11 protein-coding genes are annotated in these 14,600 nt (G+C 68.7%); 7 read left to right on the top strand and 4 right to left on the bottom strand.

Translation table 11 applies throughout. The features are described from left to right. Window positions 1–157 precede the first annotated feature (157 nt). Window positions 158–1,024, bottom strand: a complete 867-nt coding sequence (rsmI, locus tag E3N94_RS11605; RefSeq protein ID WP_134420449.1) for a 16S rRNA (cytidine(1402)-2'-O)-methyltransferase — start codon at window positions 1,022–1,024, stop codon at window positions 158–160. Window positions 1,025–1,063: 39 nt separating this feature from the next. Between rsmI and E3N94_RS11600 the strand changes: the two genes are divergently transcribed. The 3 genes from E3N94_RS11600 to E3N94_RS11590 all read left to right on the top strand — a co-directional run bounded on the left by E3N94_RS11600 (window position 1,064) and on the right by E3N94_RS11590 (window position 4,954). Continuing rightward, window positions 1,064–2,551: a phospholipid carrier-dependent glycosyltransferase gene (locus tag E3N94_RS11600; protein ID WP_134570283.1), complete on the top strand. Its 1,488-nt coding sequence runs from the start codon at window positions 1,064–1,066 to the stop codon at window positions 2,549–2,551. A gap of 182 nt (window positions 2,552–2,733) precedes the next feature. Continuing rightward, window positions 2,734–3,834: an acyl-CoA desaturase gene (locus tag E3N94_RS11595; RefSeq protein WP_134343501.1), complete on the top strand. Its 1,101-nt coding sequence runs from the start codon at window positions 2,734–2,736 to the stop codon at window positions 3,832–3,834. Between the two features lie 127 nt (window positions 3,835–3,961). Then, the gene (locus E3N94_RS11590; protein ID WP_134401728.1) at window positions 3,962–4,954 is read left to right on the top strand and encodes a putative sulfate exporter family transporter; all 993 of its coding nucleotides are present in this window, start codon (window positions 3,962–3,964) and stop codon (window positions 4,952–4,954) included. 133 nt (window positions 4,955–5,087) lie between these two features. Here the strand turns inward: E3N94_RS11590 and E3N94_RS11585 are convergent, their stop codons facing one another. Next, a complete protein-coding gene (locus tag E3N94_RS11585) occupies window positions 5,088–6,263 on the bottom strand; it encodes an FAD-dependent oxidoreductase (RefSeq protein ID WP_134401729.1) in 1,176 nt (391 codons plus the stop codon). Between the two features lie 121 nt (window positions 6,264–6,384). On the opposite strand from E3N94_RS11585, the gene E3N94_RS11580 reads away from it, so the two are divergent. The 4 genes from E3N94_RS11580 to E3N94_RS11565 all read left to right on the top strand — a co-directional run bounded on the left by E3N94_RS11580 (window position 6,385) and on the right by E3N94_RS11565 (window position 10,280). Further along, window positions 6,385–7,677, top strand: a complete 1,293-nt coding sequence (locus E3N94_RS11580) for an O-acetylhomoserine aminocarboxypropyltransferase/cysteine synthase family protein (RefSeq protein WP_104100798.1) — start codon at window positions 6,385–6,387, stop codon at window positions 7,675–7,677. A 134-nt stretch (window positions 7,678–7,811) separates the two neighbouring features. Then, the gene (locus E3N94_RS11575) at window positions 7,812–8,303 is read left to right on the top strand and encodes a CoA-binding protein (RefSeq protein WP_241976895.1); all 492 of its coding nucleotides are present in this window, start codon (window positions 7,812–7,814) and stop codon (window positions 8,301–8,303) included. A gap of 42 nt (window positions 8,304–8,345) precedes the next feature. Next, entirely contained in the window at window positions 8,346–9,719 is a 1,374-nt protein-coding gene (locus tag E3N94_RS11570; protein WP_134401731.1) for an L-serine ammonia-lyase, read from the top strand. Window positions 9,720–9,794: 75 nt separating this feature from the next. Next, window positions 9,795–10,280 carry a LysM domain-containing protein gene (locus tag E3N94_RS11565; RefSeq protein WP_134343507.1) on the top strand — a complete coding sequence of 162 codons (486 nt, stop codon included), beginning with the start codon at window positions 9,795–9,797 and terminating at the stop codon, window positions 10,278–10,280. A 414-nt stretch (window positions 10,281–10,694) separates the two neighbouring features. Here E3N94_RS11565 and E3N94_RS11560 read toward each other — a convergent pair whose 3' ends face one another. Further along, window positions 10,695–11,744 carry a Gfo/Idh/MocA family oxidoreductase gene (locus tag E3N94_RS11560; RefSeq protein WP_104100795.1) on the bottom strand — a complete coding sequence of 350 codons (1,050 nt, stop codon included), beginning with the start codon at window positions 11,742–11,744 and terminating at the stop codon, window positions 10,695–10,697. 39 nt (window positions 11,745–11,783) lie between these two features. Beyond that, window positions 11,784–14,303, bottom strand: a complete 2,520-nt coding sequence (locus E3N94_RS11555; RefSeq protein WP_233191384.1) for a DEAD/DEAH box helicase — start codon at window positions 14,301–14,303, stop codon at window positions 11,784–11,786. Window positions 14,304–14,600: the final 297 nt, after the last annotated feature.

Raw genomic sequence — 14,600 nt, 5'->3', positions numbered from 1 at the left:
GCAGCACCTGCCGCGCGGCCGGGCCCGGGTCCGGTTCGGGGCGTCCCGGAGGGCGAGGGACTCCCGCACGTCCAGGCCGTGCGCCTTTTGGTGCGGGTAGTCCACGGGATCTGCTGAGCACGATCGCGCCGTCGTGCCCCCCGGCCGCGAACTCCTGTCAGGGCAGAGGCAGAGCCTGGAAGTCCGCGCGGGCCGCGGCGGGCTTGCCCGTCTTGCGCTCCAGCGCCGCCTCGTAGAGGGAGCGCTTGCCGAGCCCGGTGGCGGCGGACACGTCGGCGGCCGCATCCTTGAGACGGATGCCCGACTCCACCAGCGCGAGCACCTCGACCACCCCGGTCTCCAGATCCAGCACGCGTGCCTCCGCCCCGGCGACCACAATGGCGATCTCGCCCTTGACCCCGCCGGCGGCCCACTCAGCCAGCTCGGTCGCGGTACCGCGCTTCACTTCCTCGTAAAATTTGGTCAGCTCACGGCAGACCACGACGCGGCGCCCGGCCCCGAGCACCGCAGCCAGATCGGTGAGGGAGGCCGCCAGCCGGTTGGGCGATTCGAAAAAAACCATTGTGCGCCGCTCCGCGGCTACCTCGCGGAGGGCCGAAACCCGGTCGCCGTGCTTGCGGGGCAGGAACCCCTCGAAGGTGAACCGGTCCGTCGGCAGCCCGGACACGGCGAGCGCGGCGAGCACGGCCGACGGCCCGGGCAAGACCGACACGACGACGCCGGCCGCCACCGCGGCATCCACCAGGTGGAAACCCGGGTCGGATACCGTCGGCATCCCTGCGTCGCTGAGCACCAGGATGTCGGTGTCGCGGGCGAGTTCGACGAGTTCGGCCGCCTTGCCGCGCTCGTTGTGGTCGTGCAGGCTGATCAGCCGCGGGCGGTTCTCGATGCCCAGGGCCTTGAGCAGGTGCACGGTGACCCGGGTGTCCTCGGCGGCGATAATCGTCATCGTGCCGAGCGCCTCGATTAGACGCTTTGACGCGTCGCCCAGGTTTCCGATCGGGGTGGCAGCCAGGAGGATCATGGTCCCAGTCTCGCAGCCACGGATCACTACGATGGTCACGTGTTCGTGACAAGCCGCGTTTTCTTCTGGGCCGGGCCGCTGGCGGTGACCCTGCTCGCGGCGGTGCTGCGACTCTGGAATCTCGGCGTGCCGCACGGGCTGGTGTTCGACGAAACCTTCTATGTGAAAGACGCCTGGACTCTCAACAACCTCGGCTACGAGTCGACCTGGCCGGAGGGGGCGGACGCCCTCTTCGCCGCCGGGCAGACCGATGTCTTCCTGTCCGACCCGTCGTTCGTGGTGCATCCGCCGCTCGGCAAGTGGCTGATCGCACTGGGTATGGCTGTCGTCGGCCCCGAACACAGCTGGGGCTGGCGGATCGCCACCGCCCTGATCGGTGTGCTGGCGGTCGTGCTGCTGATGTTGATCGCGAAGAAGCTGTTCGGGTCGACCGTGCTGGCCGTGATCGCCGGGTTCCTTTTCGCCATCGACGGCAACGCCATCGTGATGTCGCGCGTGGCCCTGCTGGACAACTCCGTGATGTTCTTCGCCCTTCTCGGGTTTGGCGCTGTGCTGCTCGACCGGGACCGGCACGCCACCAGGCTGTCTGCCCGCCTGGTCCAGGCGCGTGAGGCCGGGCGGGAGCCGGGCTGGGGGCCGACCCTGTGGCGGCGGCCCTGGCTGCTCGCGGCCGGCCTTGCCTTCGGGCTCGCCTGCAGCGTCAAGTGGTCGGGCATCTACTTCCTCGCCGCCTTCGGCGTCTACCTTGTTCTCGTCGACGCCCTCGCCCGGCGCCGCGCCGGGCTCCCGTTCTGGTTCAGCGCCGCCGTGCTCAAGCAGGCACCGGCGACCTTCCTGCTGATCGTGCCGGTGGCCGTCGCCACCTACCTGGCCTCCTGGACCGGCTGGTTCGTCACCCGGGGAGGCTACTACCGCGACTGGGCCACTACGCCGGATGCCGCGTGGACCGGCGCCCTCGCCTGGATTCCCGACTCGGTGCAAAGCTTCTGGCACTACCAGGTGGCGGCTTACACCTATCACGTCGGACTCTCCACGCCGCATCCGTATCAGGCGAACCCGTTGACCTGGTTGTTCATGAGCCGCCCGACAAGCATGTACTACCGCGGCTCCGCTCTGGGCGAGAACGGATGCGACGTCGCCACCTGCTCCGAGGCGATCACCGGCATTGCGAATCCGATGATCTGGTGGGCGGCCACGGCGGCGGCCTTCTACCTGGTGTATCGCCTGGCGCGCTACCGCGAGTGGCAGGTCGGCCTGATCCTGATGGGGCTGGTCGCCGGCTACCTGCCCTGGCTGATGTACCTGAACCGCACGGTCTTCCAGTTCTACACGATCGCGTTCGAGCCCTACCTGCTCCTCGGCCTCACTTTCGTGATCGGCGTCCTGCTCCCCCGGGCACGCTGGGTCGTGCTGGGCTTCCTGGTGGCGGCCGCGCTCCTCAGCGCGTATTTCTACCCGCTATGGACGGGCATCCAGACCCCGTTTACGTTCTGGCAACTGCACATCTGGCTTCCCAGCTGGCGCTGACTTTCACGTGCTTTTCCGGGAAACCGGAAGCCACTTATATGCCTCTGTGGGCATATACCGACTGGGAAAGCGGTGTGAAAGCACCCGTTTCCAAGGGGTCCGGCCCATAGAGTATAGATATCTGTTTTACGAGTGTCTGCTCCATCACCGACTGAGAAGTCCGGATACAAACCAAAGGCCTCATGTCGGAAGCTGTTGCCGCACCCACGGTGCGCATTGTCAAGACCCGCCCGGGTGGCGATTCGAAAAACCCCACCACCGAGTATTCATCGCTGCTGCACACCGTGCGCAACCTTGGACTTCTGAAGCGCGCCACCGGTTTCTACTGGTTCGTCTTCTCCATGCTCGTGCTCGCCACCCTGGGAACCGGGACCGCGTTCGTGCTGCTCGGCGACAGCTGGTACCAGCTCATCGTCGCGGGCGTGCTCGGCATCATCCTCACCCAGTACGCGTTCCTCGCCCACGAGGCGTCGCACCGCCAAGTGTTCGAGGGCGGTCGCGCGAATGACCGTGCCGGGCGCATCCTCGCCAACCTGTTCGTCGGCATCAGCTACGCCTGGTGGATGAACAAGCACAGTCGTCACCACGCCAATCCGAACGTCATCGGCAAGGACCCGGACATCGCCCCCGACTTCATCGTCTTTCGGGAAGAGGACGCAGCGAAGGTCAGCTGGCTCGGCTCGTTCGTCACGCGCAAGCAGGGCTATCTCTTCTTCCCGCTCCTGATGGCCGAGGGGTTCAACCTGCACGTGCAGGGTTTTAAAACCGTCTTCGGCAAGAAGAAGGTCGACAAGCGCTGGCTCGAGATCAGTATGCTGACCACCCGCATCGTGCTCTATGTCGCCGCGATTTTCTACTTCCTCCCCGTCGGCATGGCGTTCGCGTTCATCGGCGTGCAGCTGGCCGTCTTCGGTGTCTACATGGGGGCGTCCTTCGCGCCGAACCACAAGGGCATGCCGCAGCTCCCCCACGAGAGCAAAGTGGACTTTCTCCGCCGTCAGGTGCTCACCTCCCGCAACATCCGCGGCGGCACGTTCATGGACACGTTCATGGGCGGGCTCAACTATCAGGTCGAGCACCACCTGTTCCCGAACATGGCCCGGCCGCACCTGCGCAAGGCCCAGGAGATCACCAAGGAATACTGCAAGACGCACAACATCCTTTACACGGAGACGTCGCTCTTCGAGTCCTACGGCATCGTCATCGCTTACCTGAACAAGGTCGGGCTCGGCGCCCGCGACCCGTTCGACTGCCCGATGGTCGCCCGGTTCCACCACCGGTAGATCGGCTGCAGCACTCCGACGAGCCGTGAGCAAAGCCCCTGTCCCCGTGCGGGAGAGGGGCTTTTCTCACGGATCGGCGACGGGTACCAGGCCCGCCGCGGGCAAAGATGGCCGTAAACTCGGTGCAATGTGGCTGCCCGGTGTGCTGGTCGCGGCCGCGGCCGCGCTGCTCGCCGGAATCGTCCACGCGGTCATCCCTGCCCTGCCGCTGCTCACGCTCGCTGTCGCCTTCGGAATCGTCGCCGGTAATCTCCCGGTCGCCCACCGTGCGTTGACGGGAGTCCTTTCCAAGGGCCTGAAGCTCGCGGCCACCCGGTTCATGCGCATCGGCATCGTGCTGCTCGGCCTGAAGCTGAGCCTGGTGGACATCCTGGGCTTGGGCTGGGTGACCATCATGACCACCGTCCTGATCGTGCTGCTCACCTTCGTCGGCACCTACTGGCTCGGGCGCGCGGTTCGCCTGCCCGGCCGCCAGCCGATCCTGATCGCCACCGGCTTCTCCATCTGCGGGGCGTCCGCGATCGGCGCGATGAGCGGGGTGGTCAAGGCGAAGGATGTCGACACCGCCACCCCGATCGCCCTGGTCACCCTCTGCGGCACGCTGGCCATCGCGGTGCTGCCGGTGCTGTGGCATCCGCTCGGTCTGACCGATCTGCAGTTCGGGCACTGGGTCGGCGCCGGCGTGCACGACGTCGGCCAGGTCGTCGCGACCGCGCAGATCGCCGGGCCAGCCGCGCTGGCCGTGGCCGTCGTCGTGAAGCTCACCCGGGTGCTGCTACTCGCGCCGATCGTCGCCGTCATCGCCGTCGGCGAGCGCAGCCGCGAGACGCGCGTCGCCACGGTGACGGATACCCCCGTGTCCCGCCCGCCGCTCGTGCCCCTGTTCGTGGCCGGTTTCCTGGCCGCCGTTCTCGTGCGCACGTTCGCCCCGCTGCCGGACGCCGTGTTGGCCGGCGCGGACACCGTGCAGACCTACCTGCTCGCGGCCGCGCTCTTCGGGCTCGGCGCCGCCGTGAACCTCGGTTCCATCCTGCGCACCGGAGGCAGGGCCCTCCTCGTGGGTCTGACCTCCTGGACGTTGATCGCCACCCTCGCCCTCGCCGCCGCGCAGCTGCCCTGAGCCGGTGTCAGCAGCTCCGTCCCGAACGAATTCGACGGAGATTTGGCCCGAATCGCACGCAATCAGGCCGAAAACGCACTTTCAGAGCAGAATCTCCGTCGAATTGGTTCGACGCCGAACAGCGAGGTGGCGCTCAACGGCGGGAGAGCCAGCCCCCGGCCGCGGCGTTCGGCGCCCGGTTCAGGGCGAACCGCGGCGGAGCGGCTGCGGTGCCCGTGGTCAGGTCGGCGAGGATTCGCCCGACCGTCGGCGTGAACTTGAAGCCGTGGCCGCTAAAGCCAGCCCCCACGATCACGGGGCCCACCCGGTCGAGCACGAAGTCCTCGTCGGCCGTGGTCGTGTAGGTGCAACTGACCGGTTCGAGCGTGTCGGGGTCGGCGCCGGGCAGCCATTCGCGCACATAGCGCGCCAGGGCAGCCAGCTGAACGGGCTCGGGTTGGAAGCTGCGCGCATCCGGGTCGGTGCCGGGACCCACGCCGTGCCAGCCGGCTTTGATCCCCTGGCCGGGCGTGTACATGCCGTAGACCGGCGAGTACCAGTATCCGTAGCGCGGGTCGGACCAGGCGGGCGCATGGTTGAAGCCGGGCCACTCGGTCTCGGCGTGTGCGGCGGCGGCCGGGGAGGCGTCGCGCAAGGCGAAGTGCGCCGGCTGCTCCTGCGTCACCGTGAGGCGCGGCATCGGGATCACCCCGGCCAGCAGTGCGCTGGTCCACGCGCCGACCGTGACGACGGCGCGGCGGGCGATGATCGTGCCGGCCTCGTGGGTCACCCGCACCCGGTCATCGCCCTGCACTTCCAGGCGCTGCACGCGGATGCTGTGCCGCACGTCGGCCCCGGCGGTGGCCGCGGCGGTCTGCAGGGCGGTGACCGCGGCGTCCGCGTTCACCCGGCCGGCGTCGGGGGCGAACAGCACCCGGCCGTCGAAGCGGATGCCCGGCCAGCGTTCGGCTGCGGCCTCCGGGGCGAGGAACTCGGCGCACAGGCCCACCCGGGCCAGCATTGCCGCCACTCGGTCGAACGACGGATTCGCCCCGTGATTGACGACGCCGACCTGACGCAGGAGTGTGCTCTGCGTCTCTGCTTCCAGCTCGCGCCAGAGCGACAGCGCCTCGGCAAGCATCGCCACGTAGGTCGGTTCGGCGTAGGCGGTGTTGAAATTGCGGGAGGCGCCGTGCGAGGCGCCGTTGAGGTGCCCGGGCGTGAACCGCTCCAGCACGGTGACCGGCCGGCCCCGCCGCGCCAGCTGCCAGGCCGTCGCCGACCCCATTGCCCCGCCGCCGATGACGACCGTCTCCACGCGCTCTTCCATGCCCTTATCCTGCCCGACCGGGCGGCAGGCGCGGGCACCGGGGCGGCCGCAAGTCGGCATCCGTTTCGCACTGTTACGCCCTTGTCCCGAACCCCCCGCCGATCATCGCTAACGTAAGGCCATGGCAGATCGCGAGTACGGTTTCAAGACCCGGGCAATCCACGCAGGCAACATCCCCGACGCCGTGACCGGCGCGCGGGCCCTGCCGATCTACCAGACCAGCGCGTTCGTCTTCGATGACGCGTTGGATGCCGCCGCCCGCTTCGCCCTGCAGAAGTACGGCAACGTCTACTCCCGCCTCTCGAACCCGACCGTGGCGGCCTTCGAGGAGCGCGTGGCCAGCCTCGAGGGCGGGCTGGGTGCCGTCGCCACCGCCAGCGGCCTGTCCGCGCAGTACATCACCTTCGCCAGCCTCGCCGGCTCGGGAGACCACATCGTCTCCAGTGCCAACCTCTACGGCGGCTCGATCACCCAGCTCGACGTGACGCTGCGCCGGTTCGGGGTCGAGACGACGTTCGTGCGCAGCGCCGACGCGGCCGACTACGCCGCCGCGATCACCGAGAAAACCAAGCTGATCTTCGCCGAGACGGTGGCCAACCCGTCCGGCGAGGTCGCCGACATCGAGGGACTCGCCGCCGTCGCCCACGCGGCCGGGATCCCCCTGGTGATCGACTCGACTATCGCCACGCCCTACCTGACCCGGCCGATCGAGTGGGGCGCCGACATCGTGATCCACTCCGCCACCAAGTTCCTCGGCGGGCACGGCACCACCCTCGGCGGCGTCGTCGTCGAGAGCGGACGCTTCGACTGGCACAGCGACAAGTTCCCGCTCTTCGGCGAGCCGGTGCCCAGCTACGGCGGTCTCGAGTGGGCCGGCAACTTCGGCGAGTACGCGTTCCTCACCCGCCTGCGCGCCGAGCAGCTGCGCGACATCGGCCCGGCCCTCTCCCCGCACTCCGCGTTTCTCCTCGCCCAGGGCGTCGAGACGCTGCCGTTCCGCATGCAGGCGCACGTGGACAACGCGCGCGCGGTGGCCGAGTGGCTCGACGCCGATCCCCGGATCGAGTACGTCAACTGGGCCGGGCTGCCGGCCCACCCGCACTACGACCGCGGCCTCAAATACCTGCCGCAGGGCCCCGGATCGGTCTTCAGCTTCGGAGTGAAGGGCGGCCGCGACGCCGGGCGCACCTTCATCGAATCGGTCGACCTGGCCAGCCACCTCGCCAACATCGGCGACGCCAAGACCCTGGTCATCCACCCGGCCTCCACCACCCATGCGCAGCTGAACGAGACCCAGCTCGTCGACGCCGGCGTGTTGCCCGGCCTGGTCCGCATCAGCGTGGGCATCGAAGACGTCGAGGACATCATCTACGACCTCGACCAGGCCCTTGGCCGGATTGCGGGGACCAAATGAGCGAGCACCACGTGAACATCGACGCCACCCCCGACTGCGCCGCCGCAACGGTCACGGATGCCGCCGCGCACGACACCGTGCACCTCGCCAATGGGCTCAGCTGCTCAGTGCCCACCGGTTCCCCCCTCGCGAAGCTGCTGAAATCCCAGCGCACCTGGGTGGGTCCCGACGCCAAGGCCCGGCTGAAGATCCTGCGGGCGGCGAAGTCCATCGCCATCGTCGGCGCGTCGCCGAATCCGGCCCGCTCCAGTTATTTCGTGGGTACCTACCTGCAGCAGTCGAGCGACTACCGGGTCTACTTCGTCAACCCGAACGCGAAGACGATCCTCGGCGAGACGGCCTACCCGGACCTCGCGTCGCTGCCCGAGGTGCCCGACATCGTCGACGTGTTCCGTCGCGCCGGCGACATCCCGGCCGTGATCGACGAGGTGCTCGCAATCGGGGCGCCCACCGTCTGGGTGCAGCTGGGCATCTGGAACCAAGAGGCCGCCGAATACGGCGAATCGAAGGGGCTCACCGTGGTGATGGACCGCTGCATCAAGATCGAGCACGCCCGGTTCCACGGCGGGCTGCACCTCCTCGGGTTCGACACCGGCCAGATCACGGCGCGCAAAACCATCCGCTGATCCGTCCCCGGGGCACAACCCCGGCACGGTTACGATGGTCGGATGACTGCGTATGTGTCGGCACTCGACCTCTTCTCCATCGGCATCGGCCCCTCCAGCTCCCACACGGTGGGCCCGATGCGGGCGGCGCTCACCTTCGCCGACCACCTGCGCGAGGCCGGTCTGCTCGCCGACGTGGCCCGAATCGGCTGCTCGCTCTACGGCTCGCTCGGCTCGACCGGACTCGGCCACGGCACGCCCGACGCAGTCCTGGCCGGCCTCTCCGGGCTCCGCCCCGAGACCTGCGACCCGGATGACGTGCGCTCCGCCTGGTCCGGCCTGGCCGACGACGCCGTGCTGATGCTCGGCGGCAGCCATGCCATCCCCGTGCGAAAGGACGACGTGTCCTTCGAGGCGCGCACCCGGCTGCCCGGCCACCCCAACGCGCTGACCCTCACGGCCTGGGGGCACGACGCCGTCCCCCTGCTCGAGGAGACCTGGTACTCGATCGGCGGCGGCTTCATTCGGCGCGACGGCGACCCGATCGGCCCATGCAGGGCCGTGCCACAGCCGCGGCAGTACTCCTCCAGCGCCGAACTCCTCGCCCTCTGCGACCTTTACGCCGTCGCAATCTGCGACATCGCACGCGCCAACGAGGAGACGATCCACGGGGCCGAGGCGCTCGACGTCGGCCTCGACGCGATTTGGAACGCCATGAGCGACTGCGTGGAGTCAGGACTCGAGGCCACTGGCACCCTCCCCGGCGGCCTTCAGGTCAAGCGCCGCGCGGCGGCCGTGCGCATGCAGCTAGAGGAATATGACCGGCTGCCGTCGCGTGAACGCGACACCTCGACCGAATGGCTGCATGCATTCGCCCTCGCCGTCAACGAGGAGAACGCCTCCGGCGGCCGCGTGGTCACCGCCCCCACCAACGGCGCGGCCGGCATCATCCCCGCGGTCGGCCACTACTACCTGCGCTTCGTGCCCGGGGCGGATGCCGCGGGAATCCGTCGCTATCTGCTCACCGCCGTCGCCATCGGTTCGCTCGTAAAGGCCAACGCCTCCATCTCCGGGGCGGAGGGCGGCTGCCAGGCTGAGGTCGGCTCCGCTTGCGCCATGGCGTCCGGCGCACTCTGCGCCGTTCTCGGCGGCACGCCGCGGCAGGTGGAGAACGCGGCCGAGATCGCGATGGAGCACCACCTGGGCCTCACCTGCGACCCCGTCGGCGGGCTCGTGCAGGTGCCGTGCATCGAGCGCAACGCCATCGCCGCGTCGACCGCCGTGTCGGCGGCCCGGCTGGCCCTGCACGGCGACGGCACGCACCTCGTCTCCCTCGACGCCGTGATCGAAACCATGCGCCAGACCGGCCTGGACATGTCGACCAAGTACAAGGAGACCAGTGAGGGTGGCCTCGCCGTCAACGTGATCGAGTGCTGACATCGCCACTCGCGCCCTAAGCTGGACGCATCCGCTCGGGGGCACGAACGGAACTTTCTGCGAGGGGGACATCCGATGAATTCTGCGCGACCGACAACCACTCCTGTCTGGGCGCGGGTCGCTCTGGCCGCCATGCTGCTGCTCCCGCTCGGCCTCACCGGGTGCGCCGGCGCCCCCGCTCCGGTGGTCACCGCGACGGTTACCCTCACGCCGACGCCCACTGCGACTCCCACCCCCACGCCGACCCCTGAGCCCGAGGCCCCGGTTGTGCCGAATCCGACTATCACGCCCAACGCCGAGGCCGTGCCCGTGGAGCCGCTGCCCGAGGGCCCGGCCGTCGACCTGGGCGCCAGTACGGGGGCCACCGGCGCCCCGGTCACCGATGGTGCGGGCGCCCCGACCAGCTACTCCGTGCTGGAGGGCGACGACTTCTTCGCCATCGCGCAGCGCTTCGACCTACCGGTGCAGCAGCTGTTGCGCATGAATCCGTCGGTGTCGGGTCTGGGTGAGAATATCTACATCCGGGACGTGATCAACCTCGACTGGACCACCACTGGGTAGCGCGCTCAGGGGTACATTCCCAGCTTCTCTCTAGGGCTCCGGTAGTCCGCTCGTCAAGGTGGTGACACGCCTCGAACGTCGGGGCGGCACGGCAGTGGGGTTCCCACAATTCTCCGGGCCGAGACCGACGCGGAAACGGACGCTCCGGATGGCACCGCCATCCACGCGGGAGAGCATTCTCGCGGGACGGTCGGGCCGTCCCTTCAACAACTCCGTTGCGAACGAATTCGACGGAGATTGTGGCCGAATCGCACCCAGTCACGCCGAGAACGCACTTTTACAGCAGGATCTCCGTCGAATTGGTTCGACACGGGGCACGGCCCTCCCTAAGCGATGGACAGCGTCCACGCGGTGGAGTCGGCCCCGTCCGTCCGTCCGGGTGCGCCGCAACGGCGGGGCCGGGACGCACGTGCCCTAGTGCGTCAGCAGGTTGATGCGCTCGATCAGGGTGATCGTGCGCAGCGACTCCCGCGGGTCGACCGGGATCGGAGCCCCACGCAGGATCGCGTCGGCCAGACCGGTGTAGAACGCCGCATAGTTGCCGCGCTCGGTCGGCACCCGGGTCAGCGCGCCGTCCCGTCCGAGTACGCCCCAGGCGGACTCCGGGTCGACGCCGAAACCCGGGTCGGTCGGTCGGGCACCCGCCGCGAGGGCGGTCTCCTGGCCGTCGAGGCCCCACTTGGTGTAGCCCGCCTCGGAGCCGAGGACGTGGAAGCGCGGGCCGACCTGGGCGGCGATCCCGTTCATCCACAGGTGCGAGCGCACCCCCGACCCGTGGTGCAGCGCCACGAAGGTGTCATCGTCGGCGACCCCACCCGGGCGTCGAATGAGGGTCTCCGCGTAGACGTCGTCGACCGGGCCGAACAGTTGCAGGGCCTGGTCGATCAGGTGGGCGCCGAGGTCGAAGAGCACCCCACCGCCCTGTTGGATGGTCGCGCCGACCTTCCACGATTTGGTCTGCTCCGGCTTCCACCATTCGAACCGGGACTCGAACCGGCGCACATCGCCGAGCGCCCCCGCTTCGATTACGCCACGCAGGGTGAGGAAGTCGCCGTCCCAGCGCCGGTTCTGGAACACGGTGAGCGGCAGGCCGAGGCTCACGGCCTTCTCGATCAGGCCGCGGCCTTCCCGGGCCGTCACCGCGAAGGGCTTGTCGACGACCACGGCGAGCCCGGCGTCGAGGGCGGCGTGGGCGAGTTCGACGTGCGTGCCCGACGGTGAGCCGATCACGACCAGGTCCAGGTCGTCCGCGGCGGCGAACAGGTCCTCGGCGGTCGACATCAGGCGCACCCCCGGGTGACGCTCACCGGCCTGCTCGCGCCGCACGGGGTCGCGGGTGACGATCAGGTCGAGCGAGAACTCGGGGTTCGCGCCGAGGAGCGGGCTGTGGAACACGCGTCCGGACGTGCCGAACCCGATCAGTCCGGTGCGGATTGGGGCGACGGATGCTGGCGACTGCGTCATGCTCCCACGGTACTCCCGGTGCGGCTTCCGCCCGGCCCGCTACAGCCGGTCGACGCCGGTGACGCGCACGACGGCGGCGCCCAGCTCGTCGGAGTCGGCCAGGTCGACCGTGGCACTGATGCCCCAGTCGTGGTCCCCCGCCGGGTCGTCGAATATCTGCCGCACGGTCCAGACGGATGCGCCCTCGTCGAAGATGATCAGGTCTGCGCTGCGCGCATTCGCCCCGGTCAGCAGCTCGTCGTGCAGGGCGAAATAGCCGTCCATGGCATCGACCCAGGCATCCGTGTGGAAACCGTGTTCCCGGTCAAGCTCGCCCAGGGCGTCATAGTTCTCGAGCGCGGCCAGCTGCACCCGGCGGAAGAGCTCGTTGCGCACCAGGATGCGGAACGCGCGCGCATTGGTGGTCAGGCGGCGGGGCGCGGGCGGCAGCACCGACTGCGCAGCATCCGAGTGCACGGCAAGGTCCGGGTGGATGAGTTCCTCCCACTCGTCGAGCAGGCTCGAGTCGACCTGGCGCACCAGCTCGCCCAGCCACTCGATCAGGTCGAGCAGGTCTTCCGTCTTGGCGTCGTCGGGGATGGTTTGCCGGGCGGCCCGGTACGCATCCGAGAGATAGCGGAGAACGACGCCCTCGCTGCGGGCGAGCTTGTAGAAGGCCACGAACTCACCGAAGGACATGGCCCGCTCGTACATGTCCCGCACGACCGTCTTCGGGCTGAGCTCGAAGTCGGCGATCCACGGCTGGGATTCCTTGTAGGTGGTGAAGGTGACGTGCAGCAACTCCTCGAGCGGCTTCGGCCAGGTGATCTCCTCGAGCAGCGCCATCCGCTCGTCGTATTCGATGCCCTCGCGTTTCATGGCGTTCACGGCCTCGCCGCGGGCCGCGAACTGCTGGCCCATCAGTACCGGGCGCGGGTTGTCGAGGGTGGCCTCGACGATGGAGATCATGTCGAGGGCGTAGTGGCCGCTGCCGGGGCCGGCCACATCGGGGTCGGCGTCGAGCAGGTCGAACGCGGCGAGCGCGAACGGCGACAGTGGCTGGTTGAGGGCGAAGTTGGGCTGCAGGTCGACGGTGAGACGGATGTCCCCGGCCGCGCTTTGCTCCACGATCCCTGCCGCGCGCAGGGTCTTGTAGATCCCGAGGGCACGCCGGGCGTGCGCGAGCTGGCGATTCCAGGGTTCGTGGTTGTCGAAGATCAGGTCGTGGACGTGGGTGAACGCGTCACCGCCGCGCCCGATGACATTGATCAGCATCGCCGCGGTCATCTGCATGCTCGAGTGCATCGTTTCCGGCTCGGCCGCCACGAGCCGCTGGAACGAGGGCTCACCCCAGGACACGAAACCCTCGGGCGCCTTCTTGCGGATGATCTTGCGCTTCTTCTTGGGGTCGTCGCCGGCCTTCTCGATGGCCTTGAGGTTATCGGTTTCGTGGTCGGGCGCCTGGATGACGACGGTGCCGGCCGTGTCGTAGCCGGCCCGGCCCGCGCGGCCAGCGATCTGGTGGAATTCGCGGGCGTTGAGCTGGCGCATCTTGACGCCGTCGTACTTGGTGAGTGCGGTGAAGAGCACGGTGCGGATCGGCACGTTGATGCCCACGCCGAGGGTATCGGTGCCGCAGATGACGCGGAGCAGGCCGCGCTGAGCAAGCTGCTCCACCAGGCGGCGGTACTTGGGCAGCATGCCGGCGTGGTGCACGCCAATGCCCATCCGGATCAGCCGGGACAGGGTCTTGCCGAAGCTCGTGGTGAAGCGGAACTCGCCGATCAGCTCCGCGATCGCCTCCTTCTGTTCCTTGGTGGCGACCTTGACGCTGCTGAGGGCCTGAGCCCGTTCGAGCGCGGCCGCCTGGGCGAAGTGCACGATGTAGATCGGAGCCTGCCCGGTCTTCAGTAGCTCCTCCACCGTTTCATGCACGGGCGTGGTCTCGTAGTAGTAGTGCAGCGGCACCGGGCGCTCCACGCCCGTGACGACCGCGGTGGTCCGACGGGTGCGGCGCGAGAGGTCGTCGGCGATGAACGTGACGTCGCCGAGGGTCGCCGACATGAGGATGAACTGCACCCCGGGCAGGAGCAGCAGCGGCACCTGCCAGGCCCAGCCGCGGTCGGGGTCGCCGTAGAAGTGGAACTCGTCCATCACGACCTGGTCCACAGGAGTGTCCTCACCGTTTCTCAGGGCGAGGTTGGCCAGGATCTCCGCCGTGCAGCAGATGATCGGGGCGTCGGAGTTGACCGAGGAATCCCCCGTCATCATGCCCACGTTCTCGGCGCCGAAGATCTCCACCAGCGCGAAGAACTTTTCGCTGACGAGGGCCTTGATCGGCGCCGTGTAGAAGGTGCGCTTGCCGGCCGAGAGCGCGGCGAAGTGCGCACCGACGGCGACCAGGGACTTACCGGTGCCGGTCGGGGTGCTGAGGATCAGGTTCGCCCCGGAGACGATCTCGATCAGGGCCTCTTCCTGCGCGGGATACAGGGACAGACCCTGCTCCCCCGCCCACGTTTCGAAGGCCTCGAACAGCACATCCGGATCGGTGACATGCGGGAGGGCGGTGAGAGTTGCCATGATCCTTCGATCCTGCCCTATTCCACTGGGCATCCGCTCCGCGCCCGGCGGCCGGGTCGGAACCGAGCATGGTCTCTCCTCCGGCTGAGCGTGAACACGGGGACGATATGCCCGATCACCGCGGCCGTCACGGGCCGTTGCGGAGGACTCACAGGCCGCAAATCTAAGCTGGCGACATGGCCAGCCGCGACGTTTCCTCGTCCTCATTTCCGACGCCGCCGACGCCTCCCGCGCCCGGGCCGCCGGCCCGATCGGCCCCGGCACGGCTCGGGCGGCCCGCGACGGCCGGCGTGGCCG

It is taken from the genome of Cryobacterium sp. Sr3 (assembly GCF_004402835.1).
Lineage (GTDB): Bacteria > Actinomycetota > Actinomycetes > Actinomycetales > Microbacteriaceae > Cryobacterium > Cryobacterium sandaracinum.
The sequence above is the reverse complement of the archived record's forward strand: the minus strand, read 5'-3'. Positions and strand labels throughout refer to the sequence as shown.

What these genes read in the sequence shown, in the direction of transcription:
- rsmI (WP_134420449.1), bottom strand. Translation starts at nt 1,024, where the DNA reads ATGATCCTCCTGGCTGCCACCCCGATCGGAAACCTGGGCGACGCGTCA.
- E3N94_RS11595 (WP_134343501.1), top strand. Translation starts at nt 2,734, where the DNA reads ATGTCGGAAGCTGTTGCCGCACCCACGGTGCGCATTGTCAAGACCCGC.
- E3N94_RS11590 (WP_134401728.1), top strand. Translation starts at nt 3,962, where the DNA reads ATGTGGCTGCCCGGTGTGCTGGTCGCGGCCGCGGCCGCGCTGCTCGCC.
- E3N94_RS11585 (WP_134401729.1), bottom strand. Translation starts at nt 6,263, where the DNA reads ATGGAAGAGCGCGTGGAGACGGTCGTCATCGGCGGCGGGGCAATGGGG.
- E3N94_RS11580 (WP_104100798.1), top strand. Translation starts at nt 6,385, where the DNA reads ATGGCAGATCGCGAGTACGGTTTCAAGACCCGGGCAATCCACGCAGGC.
- E3N94_RS11570 (WP_134401731.1), top strand. Translation starts at nt 8,346, where the DNA reads ATGACTGCGTATGTGTCGGCACTCGACCTCTTCTCCATCGGCATCGGC.
- E3N94_RS11565 (WP_134343507.1), top strand. Translation starts at nt 9,795, where the DNA reads ATGAATTCTGCGCGACCGACAACCACTCCTGTCTGGGCGCGGGTCGCT.
- E3N94_RS11560 (WP_104100795.1), bottom strand. Translation starts at nt 11,744, where the DNA reads ATGACGCAGTCGCCAGCATCCGTCGCCCCAATCCGCACCGGACTGATC.
- E3N94_RS11555 (WP_233191384.1), bottom strand. Translation starts at nt 14,303, where the DNA reads ATGGCAACTCTCACCGCCCTCCCGCATGTCACCGATCCGGATGTGCTG.